Annotated in this window: 13 protein-coding genes; 6 read left to right on the forward strand and 7 right to left on the reverse strand. The window is 69.1% G+C overall.

Features of this window, described 5'->3' with window-relative positions:
• Window positions 1-34: 34 nt before the first annotated feature.
• Window positions 35-1,312, reverse strand: a complete 1,278-nt coding sequence (locus HNP44_RS16930; protein WP_259142417.1) for a hypothetical protein — start codon at window positions 1,310-1,312, stop codon at window positions 35-37.
• A gap of 520 nt (window positions 1,313-1,832) precedes the next feature.
• On the opposite strand from HNP44_RS16930, the gene HNP44_RS16935 reads away from it, so the two are divergent.
• Window positions 1,833-4,046, forward strand: a complete 2,214-nt coding sequence (locus HNP44_RS16935; RefSeq protein ID WP_259142419.1) for a bifunctional SulP family inorganic anion transporter/carbonic anhydrase — start codon at window positions 1,833-1,835, stop codon at window positions 4,044-4,046.
• 641 nt (window positions 4,047-4,687) lie between these two features.
• On the forward strand, window positions 4,688-5,851 hold the full coding sequence (locus HNP44_RS16940; protein ID WP_259142420.1) for a DUF418 domain-containing protein: 1,164 nt from the start codon (window positions 4,688-4,690) through the stop codon (window positions 5,849-5,851).
• Window positions 5,852-5,907: 56 nt separating this feature from the next.
• On the opposite strand, the gene HNP44_RS16945 is transcribed toward HNP44_RS16940, so the two are convergent.
• The 4 genes from HNP44_RS16945 to HNP44_RS16960 form a co-directional block, all read right to left on the reverse strand.
• A complete protein-coding gene (locus HNP44_RS16945; RefSeq protein WP_259142421.1) occupies window positions 5,908-7,758 on the reverse strand; it encodes a phospholipase C in 1,851 nt (616 codons plus the stop codon).
• Window positions 7,755-8,897 carry a Dyp-type peroxidase gene (locus tag HNP44_RS16950; RefSeq protein ID WP_259142422.1) on the reverse strand — a complete coding sequence of 381 codons (1,143 nt, stop codon included), beginning with the start codon at window positions 8,895-8,897 and terminating at the stop codon, window positions 7,755-7,757. Before HNP44_RS16950 ends, HNP44_RS16945 begins: the two co-directional genes overlap by 4 nt.
• The gene (locus tag HNP44_RS16955) at window positions 8,894-10,045 is read right to left on the reverse strand and encodes an EfeM/EfeO family lipoprotein (RefSeq protein ID WP_259142424.1); all 1,152 of its coding nucleotides are present in this window, start codon (window positions 10,043-10,045) and stop codon (window positions 8,894-8,896) included. The genes HNP44_RS16950 and HNP44_RS16955 overlap by 4 nt, the downstream gene beginning before the upstream one ends.
• 131 nt (window positions 10,046-10,176) lie before the next feature.
• Window positions 10,177-10,848, reverse strand: coding sequence for a TetR/AcrR family transcriptional regulator (locus HNP44_RS16960; protein ID WP_259142426.1), 672 nt, complete (start codon window positions 10,846-10,848; stop codon window positions 10,177-10,179).
• Window positions 10,849-10,951: 103 nt separating this feature from the next.
• Between HNP44_RS16960 and HNP44_RS16965 the strand changes: the two genes are divergently transcribed.
• The 3 genes from HNP44_RS16965 (at window position 10,952) to moeZ (ending at window position 14,283) form a co-directional block, all read left to right on the forward strand.
• Window positions 10,952-11,935, forward strand: coding sequence for an alpha/beta fold hydrolase (locus HNP44_RS16965; RefSeq protein ID WP_259142428.1), 984 nt, complete (start codon window positions 10,952-10,954; stop codon window positions 11,933-11,935).
• Between the two features lie 59 nt (window positions 11,936-11,994).
• Window positions 11,995-13,008, forward strand: coding sequence for a DUF3152 domain-containing protein (locus HNP44_RS16970; protein WP_259142430.1), 1,014 nt, complete (start codon window positions 11,995-11,997; stop codon window positions 13,006-13,008).
• An 84-nt stretch (window positions 13,009-13,092) separates the two neighbouring features.
• Window positions 13,093-14,283: an adenylyltransferase/sulfurtransferase MoeZ gene (gene moeZ / locus HNP44_RS16975; RefSeq protein ID WP_259142431.1), complete on the forward strand. Its 1,191-nt coding sequence runs from the start codon at window positions 13,093-13,095 to the stop codon at window positions 14,281-14,283.
• On the opposite strand, the gene HNP44_RS16980 is transcribed toward moeZ, so the two are convergent.
• Together HNP44_RS16980 and HNP44_RS16985 are read right to left on the reverse strand one after the other, a co-directional pair.
• Complete coding sequence (locus HNP44_RS16980; protein WP_259142433.1) at window positions 14,284-15,810, reverse strand: acyl-CoA synthetase; 1,527 nt, start codon at window positions 15,808-15,810, stop codon at window positions 14,284-14,286.
• A gap of 113 nt (window positions 15,811-15,923) precedes the next feature.
• Window positions 15,924-16,514, reverse strand: coding sequence for a hypothetical protein (locus HNP44_RS16985; RefSeq protein ID WP_259142434.1), 591 nt, complete (start codon window positions 16,512-16,514; stop codon window positions 15,924-15,926).
• A gap of 38 nt (window positions 16,515-16,552) precedes the next feature.
• On the opposite strand from HNP44_RS16985, the gene HNP44_RS16990 reads away from it, so the two are divergent.
• Window positions 16,553-16,993 (forward strand): nitroreductase family deazaflavin-dependent oxidoreductase, encoded by a 441-nt coding sequence (locus HNP44_RS16990; protein WP_259142435.1) that lies wholly within the window; start codon window positions 16,553-16,555, stop codon window positions 16,991-16,993.
• Window positions 16,994-17,015 lie beyond the last annotated feature (22 nt).

Below are 17,015 nucleotides of genomic sequence, written 5' to 3' on the forward strand. Positions count from 1 at the left end.
TGTCTCTTGGTAGAGATCTCCCAGGAAAAGCGCATCATTCGGAGGTGACATCTGTGCGTCCATCATTCAACCATCGGTACTTTCCGGATATTCCTATGTCTATTCGAGAATGGTGTTCTGCTGTCATCGGCTGTAGGCCCGTGAGATTCGACAGCGCTGCACGCAGCTCGAGCGAGGTCTCCTGCATCAGGGGCTCACCCGAGAACGTGGTGTAGGCGAGTACGGCGTCGCTATCGGTCACGTCGAGCTTGTATAAGAACACATCCGGGGCGTGGGCGGCGATCACCTCATCGAGCTCGCCGTGCGCGATCAGTCCTACCGGCCCAGAAAAGAGCTCCGGTTCGCGGCCGACAAACTTGACGATCTTGTTCGGGTCCGCCGATCCGTCGTCGGTGAGCACGCAATCACCTGTTCGATATCGAATCAGTGGCATGAACTGATTGCGTATCGACGAGACGACCAGGACATGAATCCCTCGGCCACCGGATATAGGAATTAGCTCGGCTTCCATGTCTTCAAGATAGGGGACATAACCCTGAGAGCTGTCGCTGTAGAACATGTAGCCGAGTTCAGTGCTACCGAACAGATCCACGACGGACCTGCTCAACCTGCGTTCGATGAATCGACGCGTATTCGTCGGCATCATCTCGTAGGCGTTGACGATACTGTCGGGATCGGGAATATCGGCGCGTAGGAGAAGATGTGCGAGGTGATTCGCCGAACAATCGAGGTGGTATCCGCCCGTCGTTCGCCGCGCTTGAGTGATCTCTTCGACCATCTCGGCCACATCGGAGTCGGTCCAGTCCGCCGGATCGAGAACACGGTTAATGTACAGTGTTCGCGAGTCGAGCCAGCGGCTGGAACGCAGTTCTTCCGCGCCTGATTCGGAGTTGACCCTCATTACATGATCGGTCGCGAGGCGTGTGGTGATCGACACTCGGGGCATTCCTCGGCGAAAACTCTCACCGATCATCGGGTGCGCTTGCCAGATGGAGTAGTAGCTTTTGAGCAGAAATAGTGGTGGGCGAATCAACGCCATTCGGGCATGATTGGTCCCGGTGCTGAAGACTATTTGGGCTTCGCCCGTATCAAGCGCCGATGCGGTCGCGGCGGTCATGAAGGATTCGGGGAATTCTTTCGCGACTTCACGTTTGGTGATGATCGCCGCATTGCCATCGACGATTCTACCGCGATAGAATGGCACGTCGCGAACAGCGTCGAGGAATTTCGACGCGATCGGGCGGACCTGAGTGTGCGGTGGCTGCAACTGCGGCGGCGCACTCAGAGCGCCGCCGCAGTCCTCGGAATTCACTTGTCCGAGATGCAACCGGGCTTGGAGATGCAACCGGGCTTCGAAATGCAGCCCTCAGACGCTGCACCGTTCGCTTCGAGCCACTTGGACCAGTTGGCATCCTGAGTCATCATCTGCACGATCGTAGACATTGAGTGCTCCTTACGTTGACTTTACTTTGCCATGACCGAGGGTACGCAAGGTCCACCAATCGCGCCAGGCGAGCAGTCTCCGACCGGTACGCCCACGCGGCCGTCCGCGACGTGGTCGCCGACGATCCGAGGGTGCTCCCGGAGCAGCTGCGTGGCCTCCTCGACGTGCTGCGCGGTGAACTCGTCGACCTCGGGGGCTCTTCGCGCCAGCCCCCGGCGGTGCGACCACGAACGTGCCGCCCAGGCCCTGATCGAAGATCAGCTCGGCGGCCGCGCGGGAATCGCTGCAGCTGAACGCTCGCCCGCGAGAGGCGCAGGAGGATGTGTATTTAATCACACTTACTTGTTAAGTTAATCGATCTTTAACGTGCGGTGGGCACGGTGGGGTGATGCCGTTGACGAAGTCCGCTGTCCGTGACATCGCCCGCTACGACCTTCCTGCCTCACTGGTGGTTTTCCTCGTCGCCCTACCGCTGTCGCTCGGTATTGCGATCGCATCCGGTGCGCCGCTGATGGCGGGGCTGATCGCCGCCGTCGTCGGCGGCGTGGTGGTGGGAGCCTTCGGTGGCTCACCACTACAGGTCAGCGGGCCGGCCGCGGGGCTCACCGTCGTCGTCGCCGGCCTCGTGCAGAGCGTCGGCTGGCAGGTCACCTGCCTCATAACCGTCGGCGCCGGTCTGCTGCAGATCGTCTTCGGCCTCAGCCGAATCGCCCAGGCGGCGCTCGCGATCGCACCGATCGTCGTGCACGCAATGCTCGCGGGCATCGGCATCACCATCGCCCTGCAGCAGGTCCACGTGCTCCTCGGCGGCACCTCCGCCAGCTCCGCCTGGGCCAACCTCGTCGCACTGCCGCAGCAGCTGACGCACATCCATTCGCCCGACCTGCTGGTCGGAGCGATCGTGATCGCCGTCCTGCTCGCGTGGCCGCGCCTGCCGGCGCGGGTGCGCAAGGTCCCCGGACCGCTCGTCGCGATCGTCGCAGCGACCGTCGTCGCGGTGATCTTCCCGATCGGCGCCGAGCGGATCGCCATTGACGGCAGCTTCTTCGACGCGCTCACGCTACCCGCGCTGCCAGACGGCAACTGGGGTGCCGTGGCTCTCGGAGTGCTCACCGTCGCGCTGATCGCCAGCGTCGAATCCCTGCTCTCCGCCGTTGCCGTCGACAAGATGCACAGCGGTCCGCGCACCGATTTCAACCGTGAGCTCATCGGGCAGGGCGGCGCCAACGCGCTCTCCGGCTTGATCGGTGGGCTCCCGGTGACCGGCGTGATCGTGCGCAGCACGGCCAATGTGAACGCGGGGGCCCGCACCCGTGCGTCGGCCATCCTGCACGGCGTGTGGATCCTGCTCTTCGCGGTCGTTCTCACCGGGCTGGTGCAACAGATCCCCAAAGCGGCGCTGGCAGGCCTGCTCGTGGTGATCGGCATCCAGCTGGTCAAACTCGCCCACATGAAACTGGCACGCCGAACCGGAGACCTCGGCGTCTACATGATCACCCTGGTGGCCGTCGTCTTCCTCAACCTGCTCGAGGGCGTCGCAATCGGCCTCCTCGTGGCGATCGCCGTGGTCCTCTGGCGGGTCGTGCGCGCAGAGGTGCACGCCGAGCCGTTCGGCACTGAGGGATCGCGACAGTGGCGGGTCACCATCGCCGGGTCGCTCAGCTTCCTCGCCCTGCCGCGCCTGCACAAGGCGCTCTCCGCGGTGCCGCCCCAGGCGCACGTGACGATCTCGCTGGACACCGACTTCGTCGACCATGCCGCATCCGAGATGATCGAGGACTGGACCCGGGCGCACACCGACAACGGCGGCACCGTCGTGATCGAGGAGACCGGAAGTGCCCGGTTGGAACACGCACCGACTGCACCGCCCAAGCGGCACACCGCCACGCGGGTGGCCGGCGTCGCGCCATGGAAATCGTGGCAGGGCGGACAGCGCCCAGAGCCGGGCGTTCAGACAGGCGAGTCCGTCGGCCGCGGCATCGAGCACTACCACCGCACCGTCGCCGGGGATCTCCTGCCGCACGTTCGCCCGCTCGCCGATACCCAGAACCCGGAGATCCTGTTTCTCACCTGCGCCGATTCGCGGATCGTGCCGAACGTGATCACCTCCAGCGGGCCGGGCGACCTCTTCACCATCCGCAACGTGGGAAACCTCGTCCCAGTGGACACCGGCGCCGACGTCTCGGTGGATGCCGCGCTCGAATTCGCTGTCGGATCGCTCGGCGTGGCCTCGATCGTGGTCTGCGGCCACTCGGCCTGCGGCGCGATGAAGGCACTACTCGGGTCCGCCGACGAGCCAGCTGGCGATGATTCCCCGCTGTCGAGCTGGCTTGCGCACGCGCGGCCGAGTCTGCATGCGTTCGAGTCGGGCGACCCGGCGCAGGAGGCCGCCGCACGCGCCGGGTACGACGAAGTCGATCAGCTCGGCATCGTCAACGTCGCCGAGCAGATGCGGAACCTGGCGACGCATTCCCTCCTCGCGGAGCGCGTGACCGCGGGCGAACTCCGGATCACCGGGCTGTTCTTCGATATCGCGTCGGCACAGGTGATCCAGATTCTGCCTGACGGGCCCGTGACAGCTGCACCAGCTCACACCCTCTGAATTCGTCGGGTACTCGGCCGAGAACGTACGTGGCCAGCCTGCTGGGGCTCTTTTCGCTGCTGGGTCGGCGATGATCGCGTGCTGTGCCGGCCTATCGACTACTCCCGCCGTATCTGCGAGCGACTCGAGCAGCTGTGTCCACGTGGGCAGTTCGAGCACAGTTCCTTCGCTTTCGATAGCTCCAGGGATTCAGGGAGCACGGCAAAGTGGAATTCGGTGAGGCGCCGAAGGTGCCGATGCCTGCTGACGCGGTTGTCGCGATCACGGTCTAGGGAGGTTCCCGAGATGAGGCACTGAGTAAGCAGATTCAGTGCGAGGCGCGTGAAGCGTCAGGGGCCTCGATCGCACTGCTTGGCCCATCGGCAAGCGACGTCTCGGAAACACGCGATGGAGCTACTCTCTGGTACACCAAGTTTGTTCTGTCGGCGCCGGCACCTCCCGCGCCCGTGACAGTCAAGTGTACGAGTGCCGGTAACGACGGTGGACCCAACTTCGTGCTCCTTGTGCCTGAGGGCACCGCACCACTTATCAGGTGATCACACGCAGATAGGTAGCTGTGACAGCAACATCCCCCGAACGATGGACTCCGCTCCCGCCGGATGGCGGTCGTGGGGTCCTCGTGCGTTCGGGAGGGTAGGGGCATGACCTCGCCCCCCGTCCCGGCCTGCACCGCCGGTACCCCGGCGCTCACGACGCGCCGCATCGCCGCGCTCGACGTTGCCCGCGGCATCGCGATCCTCGGCACGTTCGGTACGAACGTGTGGATCTTCACCGAGCCCCACGGCATGGTGGGCTACCTGGACTCCGTCGGCGCGGAATCGGTGCCGATCCGGGTGCTCCAGACCCTCGCGCAGGGCAAGTTCCTCGGATTGCTCAGCCTGATGTTCGGTGTGGGCCTGGCGATCCAGCAGGCCTCGGCGGCGCGCCACGACCGGCCGTGGCCGGGCCGGTACTGGCGCCGCGCGCTGGTGCTCTTCCTCGACGGCCTGGTGCACTTCCTGCTCGTCGCCGAATTCGACGTGCTCATGGGCTACGCCCTCGTGTCCTTCGTGGTCTCGGCGATGTTGATCCTGCGGCCGCGCGTGCGGCTGCGTTGGGCCGTCGGCTGCGCCGCGCTGCACCTGTCGGTCGTCGCGCTGGTGTCCGTCGGGATGATGCTGGAGGGGACCGGTGTGGGCACCGGCCCGGCGACGGCGCGGGCGAATCCGTACGCCGAGGGCTCGTTCTGGGACCTGGTGCTCTTCCGCGCCGACCACGCGTTGCTGTTCCGCGCGGAGACGATCTTCATGATCCCGCTGACGATCGCGATGTTCCTCACGGGCGCGGCCCTGTTCCAGGGCGGGCTCTTCGGACCCGACGGTGCCGCCCTCCGGCGCCGGATGATGTGGGTCGGCGGGATCGCGGCGCCCGTCGACCTCGCGATCGGGATCGCCGGTGCGCCACTGGGACTCGCGGGCCCGGCGGTCTTCGTCGGACGGTATGCGGTGGCCCCGCTGGTGGCGCTGGGTCTGCTCGCGCTGATCGCGGAGTTCTACCAGCGGCGGACGGTCGGCCGGATCGGCGCCGCGCTGAGCAACGTGGGGAAGACCGCGCTGAGCTGCTACGTGCTGCAGAACGTGATCGCCTCGGTGCTCTGTTACGGCTGGGGCCTCGGGCTGGCCGCGCGGTACGGCGCGGAGCACAGGCTCGCGTTCACGGTGGCGGTCTACGTCGCGGTGATGGCCTGCCTGCTCGCGGTCTCGGCGCTGTGGACCCGCCGGTTCTCCCGCGGGCCGATCGAGATGCTGATGCACCGCGCGGCGTAGGGGGGGGCAGTGCGGTCGGTCCCCCGCGGATACCGCGGGAGACCGACCGCACTCGGCTACGCCTCCGATCGCCGGCTACGCACCGCCCAGACACCCACGCCGACCAGCACCGCGACGACCACGGGGACGGCGACCCACAGCCACGTGTTCGACGAGGAGCCCTGCGCGTCGCCCGCGGCCTGCGTGGTCGACGGCGAGGCGGGAGCCGCGCTGGACGGCGAGCCCTTCACGGCTGCGGCCTGTGCCCCCTGGTCGGCGGGCGGTGGCGCGTCGACGACGGCGCCGGTGACCTGGTTCAGCCACACCTTGTCGGCGCGCGCCGCCCCGAAGTCGAAGAGGCCGTCGAGCTTTCCGGCCCGTTCGTCGGCCGATCCGGCGATCCGGCCGGTGCGCCAGTTGTCCTCGAGGAACCTGGTGATCGACGCCTGCTCGATGGCGTCGTGGTTCACCGAGTTCTTCCGCGCGAACGGCGAGATCAGCAGGAAGGGCTGCCGGGTGCCGGGTCCGCACCGCACCGATTGTCCGGCGAGGGCGGGCGCGGCGGCGTCGGCGCAGACGGCCCGGTCGAGCGTGGGATCCTTGCTGCCGGAGAGGATGACCGGCGGTCGATGGTCGTACCAGCCGTCCGAGTCGTCGTAGGCCAGGATCACGGCGGTCGAGGCCCAGTCCTTCGACTGCTGCAGCCGGTTCACGTAGGTGGTGACGAAGGTCTGCTCGTCCAACGGGTCCGAGTAGGCGGCGTGGCCGTCCTGGTACTCGCCGGCCTTGAGGAAGCTGACGGCGGGCAGGCTCCCCGCGCCGAGCGCGGCGTCGAAGTCCGTGAGGTCGTAGTTGTGGTTGGCGGCGCCGCCGCGCCCGATCTCGTGGACGTTCGCCGGGGCGACGTGGTGCTCGTTCGCCGTCGACCGGTAGTACGCGAACGGGTTGTGGTGCGGGCTGTAGTCGACCGACGCGTTGCCGGCGACGTTCTTGTGCGTCGTATTGCACAGCGCGCGCTGCGGGCCGGACGCCGCGGTGGACGGGCGGAAGCCACCCTGGAACCATCCCCACGTCACCGACTTCTCGGTGAGCAGATCGCCGATGTTCTTGCCCTGCATCGACGCGAGCGGATCCTTGCCCGTGCGGTTCTTGTTCGAGCAGTCGTCGAAGAGGGGATCGGGGTCCTCGTAGATCGTGCCCACGCCGTCGGCGCCGGGGGCACCGACGGTGTACTTGTCCGGCGTCGCGGTCTTCGCGCCCGTCGCCGCGTCGTGGGACTGCACGCCGTAGGTCTGGCCGGAGACGAGGTTGATCGCGCCGGGCGTCGAGGGGCCGAACTGCGTCGACCAGAAGTTGTCGTTGAGCGTGTAGTTCTGGGCGTAGTTCCACAGGCCGGTCACGGTGTTGCCGTCGTAGTAGCCCATGACCGAGCCGGGGTGTTCGAACATCCCGGGACCGGACGAGGCGCACTTGTCCTTCGTGGTGAACTCGACGAACTTGTCCATCGCACCGCCGTTGGCGGCCTCCTGCTCCGCCGTGTACTCGTGGTTCTGGTCGCAGGTGACTGCCTGACCGGGAGTGAAGCGGAAGGGCTTGTACTTGTTGGGATTCGCATCACCCGCGAGGCCGGCTCGCGTGAACGTCGCGACGTCGGAGGGCGTACCGGGTGCTGCGGTGAAACGCGGGGCATCGAGCCCCGATCCCTGGAGCTTCTCGCCGGCCGTGTTCGCAGCTATCGGGTAGGTGCCGAAGTAGTGATCGAAGGAGACGTTCTCGTTGAAGATCACCACCACGTGCTTGATCGGGGTAGCGGTGTCTCCGGGATCGGCGAAGGCCGCCGGTGCGCCGACCGCACCGGCGGTGATTGCCATCGCGGCTGCGCCGGTGAGGGCTGCGACGCGGGTAAGTAGCGGGCTGAGGGGTTTCACAGTAGGCCTCCTGTCGTGGAGCAGTCCGTTCCCGCGTCGCGGGGCGGAAGATAGAAGTAGCCGCCGCCAAACGGGGCGATGTAGTCGGTGAGCGGCTCGCCGCTCAGCCGTTCCTGAACCGCCTCGAACTGGGCGACGACATCGCGCTGCAGGCAGGTGAAGACCAGCCCGAGATCGAGGTTCCCGTTCATGTCGAGGCCGCCCGCGTAGTTGTAGGCGCGCCGGAAGATCCGCGAGCCGTCGGTCTCCGCCGTGCGCGGGTTCGCGAGCCGGATGTGGCTGGTCAGCGGAATGACGTCGCCGCCGGGATCGTCGGCGTACTGGGGTACGTCGGTTTCGGCGCTCCCGTCCAGCGGGGCGCCGCTCGCGCGGTCGCGGCCGAAGATGTTCTCCTGCTCGGCGAGTGAGATCCGGTCCCAGAACTCCGTGAGCATCCGGATCAGGCGGACGACGAGGAAGGTGCCGCCGCGGGTCCAGGGTTGGGCGGGATCGTCGAGCCATACCAGCCGGTCGAACTCCTCGGGCCGCACGTTCGACGTACCGTCCTTGAACCCGAAGTGGTTGCGCGGCGCGCCGTCGGGCCTGGGCGCCGGTTGGGTCCCGTCCTGCCGCCACCGGGGCGCGAGACCGCCGCGTCCTGCGCGGCTGAGGTCGCGGAGCGCGTGCAAGACGGTGTCCTGATCGGCGGCGCGGATCTCCAACAGCAGGTCGCCGTGGCAGCGGGTGGGATCGAGCCGGTCGTCGTCGAACTCGCGCATGGGCCGGATGCCCGTGGGGCGCCGGTCGGGGTGCCAGCGGTCGAAGAAGCTCGCGCCGTAGCCGATGTTCACGGTGAGGTCGGCGCCGCCGTCGAGCTCGGGGCCGAGTGTGCCGGAGTCGGTGGGCGGCGCGGTGATCGCGGTGGCGACGGGCGTGTGCGGCTGTTTGAGTGCCCGGATCCGCTCGGTGAGTGTGCGCAGGAGGTCGTCGGTCTCCTGGACGGAGCCGCAGGTCACGTCGAACGCGGCGTAGCTGGCGTGACGCTGCTCGGGCACCGCCGCCGGGGTCGACGGAGCGGCCGACCGCGAGCAGGCCGCGGCGCCCGCGACGGCGCCCGCCGCGGCGGCGCCGGCCAGGAAGCCGCGCCGCGACGCCTTCATTTCGTCCGCCTGACGTCGGCGATCGCGGCGATCGGGGCGAGGAGTTCGACGAGGCCACCGAAGGCCGTGTTCAGCCGCTGCCGGTCGGCGAGCGGGATCTCGGCGAGCGGGCGGTCGGGGAATACGGCCGCGAGATCGGCGCTCACCGCATCGGCGCGATCGAGCGCGGCCCGCGTCTCCGGAAGCCGGGCGTACCGCGTCGACAGGACGGCGCCGAGCGAGTCGAGGACGCGGCGGGTGCCCTCGAGGTTGGCCCGCGCGATGTCGAGCCCGGTGTGGGAACCCGCGTCGTCCACGCCCGTCAGTGTGAATTCGATGGTGTTCTCGGTGATCTCGTGCGCGCGCAGCCCGATCTGGAGGGGATTCACCGCGAGCGAGGGGTAATCCGCGAGCAGGTTGTCGACGTCTCGGACGAGCCCCTGCTCGAGCGCCGCGGGGACCGTCGCGGACGGTGCCCACAGCGCGGCCTCGATCGCGTGGAATCCGGACGCGTCCCCGGAGATGCGGCGGCCGTTGATCTTGCCGTCCCACTCGCCGAAGGCGTCGTAGGCCGCACCGAGCGTCTCGTAGAGCCGGTGCGCCGTGCGCCACGCGGCACGCTGCGCGTCGATGCCGTGCGCGGCGGCGAGCGTGGCGACGGCGTCGCGGAGCGCGGGCAGCCGGCCGCCGACCCAGGCCTGGTAATCGAGGGTCGCGGGCGTGAGATCCTGCGTCGAGGTCGGGATCACGGCGGGGCCGCGGGGCACGTCGCCCGGGACTCGGAAGGCGGTCCCCGTGACGGCATCGGTCTCCGCGAAGTAGCACTCGAAGTGGTAGTCGCCGGATCCGAGCGCGACCCGGAGGAGCCGGGTGGCGCGCGGCGCGAGCGCGTCGAGTTCGGCGTACACGGCACCGTCGGGACCGGCGAGGGCCAGTTCGAGGGACCGCGTCGACGTGTTCGTGACCGCGAAAGTCCGGTTCCCGGGGTCGACGGTGCCGGCCGGCGCGACGCAGCCGTCGAGCCGCGCCGGCACGGCGATCGTGCCGCGCGGTGCGGCGGCCTCGCCCGGGGCGCCGGGTGCCGTCAGGAGGTACGTGCCGCCGGCCGCGGCGACGACCGCGGCAAGCGTGAACGCGGTGGGCGCGACCCACCGTCCCGGAGTTGGCACCCGTCGACGCTAGCCAGCGGCAATCGGGCAAACCCGGACATGATACTGCGGCTTTCGAAGGACTTCATGCAGCGTTCACGGCCGCAAGGGGAGCGGGTGACGCGGCCTTGGCGAGGGCTTGGGACGCCGCGCTACGGGGAGCGTCGCTGCGCCTGCAGCGGGACGTGGCTGAGCCCGCCCCACAGGAGTTCGACGGTGGTGGCCACCGCCTCCTCCTTGGGGATGGGGCGGTCGGCGTAGAGCCAGTACCGAGCGCTGACCTGGCTGGCGCCCACGAGCCCCACGGCGAGCATCCGCGCGCGGTACGGGTCGAGGCCCGAGTCCTCGGAGACCAGGTCGTAGACGGCGTCGATGCACGCGTCCACCGCGCCCTCGACCCGCTCCTGCACGACGGGCTCGAGCACGTCGGACTCGAAGATCAGCTTGTAGCCCATGCTGTCGCGGTCGACGAAGTCGAAGAAGGACCGGACCGCGCCGATCACGCGCTCGTGGTTGTCGGTGGAGCTGATCAGCGCCTCGCGGACGCCGGTGACCAGTGCCTCGCTGTGCGCGGCCAGGACCGCGATGTAGAGCTCGAGCTTGCCGGGGAAGTGCTGGTAGAGCACCGGCTTGCTGACGCCGGCCCGCACCGCGATCTCGTCCATGCCGGCGGAGTGGTACCCGAGGTCGACGAAGACGCTGCTCGCGGCCTCCAACAGCTGGATGCGCCGTGCGCTCCGCGGTAGGCGGGCCGTGCGGCGCGGCGCTGGATTCGTCCCGCCGCGGGTATCGCCCGCCGCGGTCGTCGCGCCCAGGTCCGCCATGTGCTCCACCTCATCGTTTCCCAGAGCCGTGCGCGGCCCTGACCCGTCGACAATACTCCCGACCGTCGAGCTGACCCCCGCTTGCTCTGGCAAGCTGCCCGGTGTGTCGGTACTCGCAGCGGTGAATCGGACCAGTGAAGTCTGGCCCGGGGAATTCCTCACCCTCCGCGGGCGACGGGTGTTCGCCCGGCACGTCGACGCGCGGGCGGCGATCACCGCGCAGCTGGATCCGCGGCCCACGGCGGTGATGATCCACGGCCTCGGCGGCTCGTCGATCAACTGGACGGACCTGGGACAGGTGCTGGCCCCGGTGGCCGCCTCCTACGCACTGGATCTGCCCGGCTTCGGCCTCTCGGACCCACCCGCCGACGGCGACTACTCCATCGAGGAGTTCGCGCAGACCGTCATCGCCTACCTGGAGACGCTCGTGGCGGTGCGCGGCAGGGGAGTGCACCTGCTCGGCAACTCGCTCGGCGGCGCGATCGCGGTGCGGGTCGCGATGCTCCGGCCCGACCTGCTGCGATCGCTGGCGCTGATCTCCCCGGCGTTCCCGGACCTGCGGCCGCGGGTGCGGCGGCTGCAGTTCCTCCCGCTCTCGCTGGTGCGGCTCCCCGGGGTCGGTCCCGCGGGATTCCGGCTCATCGCTAGCGCCTACCCGGAGCGGCAGGTGGATCAGACCTTCCGGGAGATCCTCGTCGATCCGCGGGTGATGGGGCCGGTGCGGCGGCAGCAGGCCGTTGACCAGGCCGCGGCGCGCGCGTCGATGACCTGGGCCCCCGACGCGCTCGCGGCGAGCTTCAACGCGCTGGTCCGCAGCTGGATCGTCGATTTCGGCGCGACGCACTGGGCGGCGGCCCGGTCGGTATCGGTGCCCACCGCGGTGGTCTGGGGCGCGCGGGACTTGCTCGTGAGCGTCGGGGTCGCGCCGAAGGTGGTGCGCCACATCCGGGGCAGCACGCTGACCGTGTTCGAGGACGTGGGTCACGTGGCGCAGATGGAGAAGCCCGCCGAGACCGCACGGATCGTCGCCGACCTCATCGCCGCCGTCGAGCGACGGGACGCTCCTCCGGCCCGAACGCCCGGCTGACGGCGTCCGGCGCGTGTCGGTTCCACTCCGACCGCCCCGATCGTGGAATTCTTGACGACGTGAGTAGTCCTTCGAACCCGAGGCGTCCCCGTCCGGACGGGCGTGCGCCGCTGCGGGCCGAATGGGACCCGATCAACTCCTCCGCCGCCACCTCGGGCGATCACCGCAATCGCCCGCCGCGCGAGCGGGTCTACGCGAAGCAGGGCCGTCTCGGCCGGCTGCTGCGCACCTACGGCTGGCGCGCCTATGCGGTCCCGGTTCTCGCAGTGCTCACCGTGGTCGCCCTGGTCCTGACCTTCGGCGGCGACACCTTCCGTACGAAGAACACCGCCGAGACCTCGCCCGAGGGGCAGCTCTCCCGCAACCCGACGCCCGGTAAGACCATCGTCGGCGCACCGTCGAAGACGGTGCCGGGCCCCGTGCCCCAGGCCGGCGTGCTGCCCGAGGGTGGGCCTTTCACGGAGAAGGGCCAGGGCATCTGGCACGTCGTCCCCGGCGCCACGCCCCGGATCGGCAAACAGGACGAGGGCAAGCAGCAGCTCTTCACCTACATGATCGCCGTCGAGGACGGCGTCGACATGGGCGCGCTCGGCGGCGACCAGCCCTTCGCCACGATGATCGACCGCACCCTTGCGGACCCCCGCAGCTGGATCCATGACCCCGCCGTCGCCTTCCAGCGGATCGACAAGGGCACGCCCACCTTCACCATTTCGTTGACCTCGCCGATGACCACCCGATCGGCCTGCGGCTACACCATCCAGCTGGAGTCGTCCTGCTACAACGGCGAGCTGGGGCGCGTCGTCCTCAACCTGGCCCGCTGGGTGCGCGGCGCTACCGCCTTCGAGGGTGACCTCACCGGCTACCGGCAGTACGCGATCAACCACGAGGTCGGTCACGCCATCGGCTACCCGCAGCACGTCCCGTGCCCCGCGCAGGGAGCGCTGGCGCCGATCATGATGCAGCAGTCCTTCGGCGTGAAGAACCGCGACATCTTCGACCTCGACAAGTCCGAGGGCTTCGGCAACGACCTCGCCTGCCGGCCCAACTCCTGGGTCGCACCCGTCCTCAAGTAACGGCCCCTCCCGCCTGACGGCGACTACCCGACCGGGCCGCGGACCCTCGGGAATGGTGGCGGGCGCACCGTCGTTGAGCAGGAGGTGAGTACCCTGCCCCCGCTTGTGGAACCCGCCGCCGAACTGACCCGCGATGAGGTCGCGCGCTACTCGCGGCACCTCATCATCCCCGAGATGGGGGTCACGGGGCAGAAACGCCTCAAGAACGCGAAGGTGCTGTTCATCGGCGCCGGCGGGCTCGGCAGCCCCGCGCTGCTGTATCTCGCCGCCGCGGGCGTCGGCACCATCGGGATCGTCGAGTTCGACGAGGTCGACGAGTCCAACCTGCAGCGCCAGGTGATCCACGGCGTCTCCGACCTCGGCCGGCCGAAGGGCGAGAGCGCGCGCGCTTCCATCGCGGAGATCAACCCGCTGGTCACCGTCAACCTGCATCCGATCCGGCTGGAGCCTGACAACGCGGTCGAGCTCTTCGAGCAGTACGACCTGATCCTCGACGGAACCGACAACTTCGCCACCCGCTACCTCGTCAACGATGCCGCGGTGCTGGCGCACAAGCCCTACGTGTGGGGCTCGATCTTCCGGTTCGAGGGCCAGGCCTCCGTCTTCTGGGAGGACGCGCCCGACGGGCCGAACGGCGAGAAGCAGGGCCTGAACTACCGCGACCTGTATCCCGTGGCGCCGCCGCCCGGCATGGTGCCCTCGTGCGCCGAGGGTGGCGTGCTCGGCATCCTGTGCGCCTCGATCGGCGCGATCATGGGCACCGAGGCGGTCAAGCTGATCACCGGTATCGGCGAGTCCTTGCTCGGCCAGCTCATGGTCTACGACGCCCTCGAGATGAGCTACCGCACCCTGTCGATCCGCAAGGACCCCGCCGCCCCGCGCATCACCGGGCTCATCGACTACGACGAGTTCTGCGGCTTGGTCTCCGATGAGGCCGAGCGCGCCGCCGCCGGCAGCACCATCACGCCGAAGGAACTCGTCGGGATGGGTTCCGCCGGCGTCGATTACGAGCTGGTGGACGTCCGCGAGCCCGTCGAATGGGAGATCGTGCACCTCGACGGCGCGAAGCTGGTACCCAAGGGCTCCTTCGAGACCGGCGAGGGGCTCGCCCAGGTCTCCGGCGACAAGAAGCTGGTCCTGTACTGCAAGACCGGGATCCGCTCCGCGGAGGTGCTCGCCGCCGTGCAGGGCGCGGGTTACCGCGACGCCGTGCACCTGCAGGGTGGCATCACCGCCTACGCGAAGCAGGTCGATCCGTCGCTGCCCGTGTACTGATCACACCTCGATCAGGCGCTTGACCAGCTTCCCGGTGGGGGTGCGGGGCAGGGAGTCGACGAAGCGCACGGCGCGGGGGAGCTTGTAGCGGGCCAGTTCCCGGCCCGCGTAGTCGATCAGTTCCTGCGCCAGCGCGTCCGACGGTGCCGTGCCGGGCGCCAACTGCACGCAGGCGAGCGCGGTCTCGCCGAGCTCGTCGTCCGGCACACCGATCACCGCGACATCGGCGACGGCGGGGTGCATGATCAGCGCGCTCTCCGACTCCTGCGGGTAGACGTTCACCCCGCCGGTGATGATCATGAAGTCCTTGCGGTCGGTGAGGTACAGGTAGCCGTCCTCGTCGAGGTACCCGACATCTCCGGTGGTGGCCCAGTTCTCGTGCTCCGGATGCTTTGCGGCGCGGGTCTTCTCAGGCGCGTTGTGGTAGGCGAAGGGCATCTGCTCGCGCTCGAAGTAGATGGTGCCCACCTCACCCGTGGGGAGGACGGCGCCATCTTCCCCGCAGATCCGGGCGATGCCCAGCCCGGCGCGCCCCACGGACCCGGGGCGCTCCAGTGCCTCCTGTGGGCTGATGAAGGTGGCGCCGGCCGCCTCGGTCGAGGCGTAGTACTCGTGGATCACCGGCCCCCACCAGGCGAGCATCGACTGCTTCACCTCGGCGGGGCACGGCGCCGCGGCGTGGATCGCGACCTTGAGGCTGCTCGTGTCGTAGTGTGCCCGCGTCTCCTCGGGCAGCTTGAGCATCCGCACGAACATCGTCGGCACCCACTGGCTGTGGGTCACGCGGTACTTCGCGATCAGCGCCAGTGCCTCCTCCGGATCGAAGCGGTGCATCATGATCACGGTGCCGCCCACGGACATGGTCACGCCGCAGAAGCGCAGCGGCGCAGCGTGGTACAGCGGCGCGGGGGAGAGGTACACCGTGTCGGCATCCATGCCGTACATCGGCGCGAAGATCGCGGTGTACGCGTCGGGAGTGGCGTCCACCTGTCCCTCCGGCAGCGGGATCCGGATGCCCTTGGGGCGGCCCGTGGTGCCGGACGAGTAGAGCATGTCGGTGCCGCGGGGCTGATCGGTGAGCGGGGCGGAATCGGCCGCCGCGAGCACCGCGTCGTAGTCGGCGAAGCCCGCGATCGGGCCGCCCCACGCGATCGCGTGCCCCGGCCCGGCGAGGGCGGCGAGCTGCAGCGCCTCCGAGACCGCCTCGGCCACATCGGCGCCCGCGAACAGGGCCTTGGCCTCGCAATCAGCGAGGATGTAGTTCACCTCGCCGGGCGTGAGGTGGACGTTCACCGCCGTCACGTACAGGCCGCTCCGGATGGCCGCCGCGTACGCCGAGAAAATGCGCAGATCGTTCCCCGCCACGATCGCGACGGTGTCGCCGCGACGCAGCCCCAGGGCGCGCAGGTGGTGCGCGAGCCGGGTGGACTCCTCGCTCAGGCGGGCGTGGCTCAGGATCTCGCCGGTGGCGGCGTCGATCGCTGCGGGCTTGCCGGGGGAGAGCTCTGCGAACGCTCCTGGAAACATGAGAACCGCCTTTAACTTCGAGGTGGTCTCACGGTAGCGCCGGAGCGGGGCGCCCGAAGGGCTTCAAGCGAAGTCGTCGACCAAGCGTGTCATTGCGATCGCGAAGGGGGCTCCTATCGCGTCTCGTCGGCGGCCGAGAGCCAGCCCGCGTAGTCGTCGAGCAGCGCCACTAGGGGCAGGACGTCGACGTTCCCGACGGGCTCGCCCCGCAGCGCCGCGCGGATCCCCGGCACGCGGGCAGCGATCCGGGCGCGCTCGGAGAGCTCGTGATGGCTCAGGCCCCGCTGCTCGCCGAGCACGATCCGCCGCGAGTGCGCGCCGCGCAGCGACTCCGTGAGCGCGGCGAACTCGTCGCGGTCCAGCGCTGGCAGGTGCACCGAGAAGCTCATGACCGGGCCGGGTTCGGCGTCGTCCCGGTCCGCCGACTCCTCGAGCCAGTCCGCGTACTCCTGGCTCAGGTCGTCCAGGGCCTCCTCGTCATCGAAGGAGAGCTTCCGGCCCTCGACGGCGGCCCGCAGCGCCGAGACCAGCGCGCGGACGGTCTCCGGATCCGACGACGCCGCGTACCAGCGGTGCGCCTCGTGCGGCACCACGATCCGGCCCGGGCGCCCCGCCGTGAGGCGGGCGCGGACACCGTCGAACTCGGCGACAGTGAGGTCGGGGAACTGAACGGAGACGGTCACGACGGGGCGGGAGTCTGGCACGCCCTCCATTGTCCCGGAGTTCGTTCTAGGGTGGGGGCATGGCCCTCGAAGGTGAATACGCAACTGAGAAGGCCGGCTGGGTCGCGGACCAGCTGGCGAAGATCGACGAGACCGGGACCACCGATGCGGTGTCGGTCGCGGGGATGGCAGTGGTGGTCTTCACTTACCGCGGCCCCAAGTCCGGCAAGCTCTATCGCCGTCCGCTGATGCGGGTCGAGCACGACGGCGCGTACGCCGCGTTCGCGTCGAAGGGCGGCGCGCCCGACAACCCCGTCTGGTACGCATCGCTGCTCGCCAACGACGAAGTCGACGTCCAGGACGGCACCACCGTGGTCTCCGGTCCGGTGCGCGAGATCCACGGCGCCGAGCGCGACGAATGGTGGGCGCGCGGCGTCGCCGCCTACCCGCCCTACGCCGAGTACCAGGAGAAGACGGACCGTGTGATCCCCGTCCTCCTGGTCGAGCCTGGCCGCGCCTAGCGGCCCCATCGCCCGCGCGCGG

The sequence above is a fragment of the Tsukamurella ocularis genome, assembly GCF_024807615.1.
GTDB classification, from domain to species: domain Bacteria; phylum Actinomycetota; class Actinomycetes; order Mycobacteriales; family Mycobacteriaceae; genus Tsukamurella; species Tsukamurella ocularis.